Origin of the sequence: Nocardiopsis alkaliphila YIM 80379, from assembly GCF_000341005.1 — a bacterium.
In the GTDB taxonomy this organism is placed as follows: Bacteria; Actinomycetota; Actinomycetes; order Streptosporangiales; family Streptosporangiaceae; genus Nocardiopsis; species Nocardiopsis alkaliphila.
The window spans coordinates 1-2,189 of the sequence record NZ_ANBD01000152.1 but is presented as its reverse complement, the minus strand read 5'-3'; the positions used below and the strand labels follow the sequence as shown (position 1 = coordinate 2,189).

General features: G+C 66.2%; 2 protein-coding genes. One reads left to right on the top strand and one right to left on the bottom strand.

The window, feature by feature from the left end; all coding sequences use genetic code 11:
- Positions 1-273: 273 nt before the first annotated feature.
- A complete protein-coding gene (locus tag D472_RS0121005) occupies positions 274-1,275 on the bottom strand; it encodes a hypothetical protein (protein WP_017606425.1) in 1,002 nt (333 codons plus the stop codon).
- A 278-nt stretch (positions 1,276-1,553) separates the two neighbouring features.
- On the opposite strand from D472_RS0121005, the gene D472_RS0121000 reads away from it, so the two are divergent.
- A complete protein-coding gene (locus D472_RS0121000) occupies positions 1,554-2,156 on the top strand; it encodes a suppressor of fused domain protein (protein ID WP_017606424.1) in 603 nt (200 codons plus the stop codon).
- Positions 2,157-2,189: the final 33 nt, after the last annotated feature.

Sequence of the window (2,189 nt, the reverse complement as noted above, 5' to 3'; positions counted from 1 at the left end):
CGCTCATCACCTCCATGTCGTCGAAGTCGAGAGCGGGAAGCTCGATCTCTGGGGCGATGGAGTGGGACATCTGGGCCTCTTCGTTGAATCTTTTACAGCGGATCCCCCCGGATGGAGAGAAAATAACATGCACTGGCGAGACTAGATAGAGGTTGTATTGGAGGTTTTTCTTGCTGTGTCCTCAGGTTTTCCATCGTGTAACGGAACAGAGAGGAAAATAGGGTCAGGGTTCCATAAGGGACCAGGGTTCGAAAAAGTGAATTCCCGAGTGGGTCAGCAGGAACCGCGCCCGAGGGTGGTGTCGCACAGTCCTTGACCGTCGGTCCACGTCAGGGAGTCACGCGCGTTACCTCCGAACGGGCGGGTGACCGCTACGTCGACAGCGTGTCCGGAGTCCTGGGCCAGCCACACTCGAACCTCTTCGCCATCGGCCCTGAACACGTAGAACGGGTGCGGCACGGGTGACCGGCCGCTGCTGGGGTTCGTCCACCAGTCCGCGCCCTGGGCCTTGGTCACGTCCACGAACAGACAGTCACGCGATGCGCCCTCGAACCAACAGGTGCGTGGTTCGGCGCCGCCGTAGCGGCCCACGGACGGATCCGTGCCGATTCCGTTGTTGAAGGCGCGCCAGTACATGGTGTCGCAGTCACCGGCGCGGCAGGCGTTCCAGTCCGCCCAGGCGGTCGCGCGGGCCGCCGGCGCGGTCGAACCGCCGTTCAGCGCGGTGCAGTACTTGTCCACGACGTAGGGCACCACGAAGTCGGACACCCACACCGAGTCGATGGCCTCCCCGGCGGTGTTGTTCGTGCCGAGCCCGGCGGAGTCCATCTGCCACAGCCCCACGCCCGGGTTGAAGAACAGGCCCTCCCGCCCGGCGGGATCGTACAGGCCGGACTGGTTGTCGTACCTGGACAGGGTCATCGGTGAGGGCGCCACGGAGGACCCGGCCGAGACCTCGGGCCAGACCGGGGCGAGGGCCAGCGCGGTGGCCGCGTCGGCCGAGATGGCGCAGGAGGCGCCCGCCGCCGCGCTCTCGGCGGCGCTTCGGGCGGCGGCCAGGGGTTCGGCGCCGAAACTCAACGGCCCGGGTGGGACCGCCGTCGCGGCGAGCTTGTCCTTTAGGGATTGTTGGTCGGCCGTCTCACGTTCAGCGGAGGTGTCCGCCGGTGTGGGCACGAAATCTGTGCTGTCGGCCATGGAGACCTGGGGGGTGAGTGCGATCAGCGCGGCCGTGGCCAGTCCGGCCAGGGCTCGACTGAGGAAGGGGGAATTCATGGAGCCACCTCTGGAGCGGGTTCGAGGGGATCGGCTCTACCACCGAAGTCAGGGGAAGTAGTTTTCCTTGGAGTCAGAAGAATTCGAAGGAAAGTTACAACCCGCCGACCCCGCGAACAAGCCCCCCAGGCGGGTCCTGGTTCTGAAGTCTCACCTCATCGATAGGANNNCGCCCGCCCCCGCCGAGCGGCGGTAGGCGTTCGCCGAGGGCGGTCGGTGTTCCTCCCGGTGGCTCCTATCCTCTGAAGTGCACCGACCCCGACGCTGGAGAACGCACGATGCTGGAGATGCTGCCCGGACTCACCCAGATCTACGAGGGATGGGCGCAGCACCACCCGGACGTGCGGCCCCTCACCATCCAGTTCCCCGCCAGGGAGACCGACGGGGGCATCGACGGTGTGCTCGCCTACCCCATGGAGGGGTACTGGCTGCTGGTCACCTTCGGTCTCACCGAACTCGGGGAGAAGACCAGTGAGGAGAAGCGGGTCTCAGGGGCCGGTTTCGAGTTCACCTGCCGTATCCCGCGTGAGGACGGCGACGAGTCGGTGCCCGCGTGGATCCTGCGCGTGCTGCACGCCTTGGCCGAGCAGTTCCTCGCCGGCGCGCAGCTGGACGTGGGGCACTGGATCATCACCCAGGCGCCACTGGGCGGGGAGAAGTCCAACGGGGACATGACGTCGCTGGCCATCGTTCCGGACGCCGACATGCGGATCCTGGACACCGACAACGGACTGGTGCTGTTCTTCCAGGTCGTGGGGCTCAAGGCCGAGGAGGCCGAGTACGCCCAGCATGCCGACACCGTCGCCCCGATCGTGGCGTTGCTGCGTGACCGTGATCCCAAGATGCTCACTGATCCGAACCGGGACACCATTCGCCTCTGAGCGGCCTGTTCACCGGTGCCTCGGCAGGCGCCG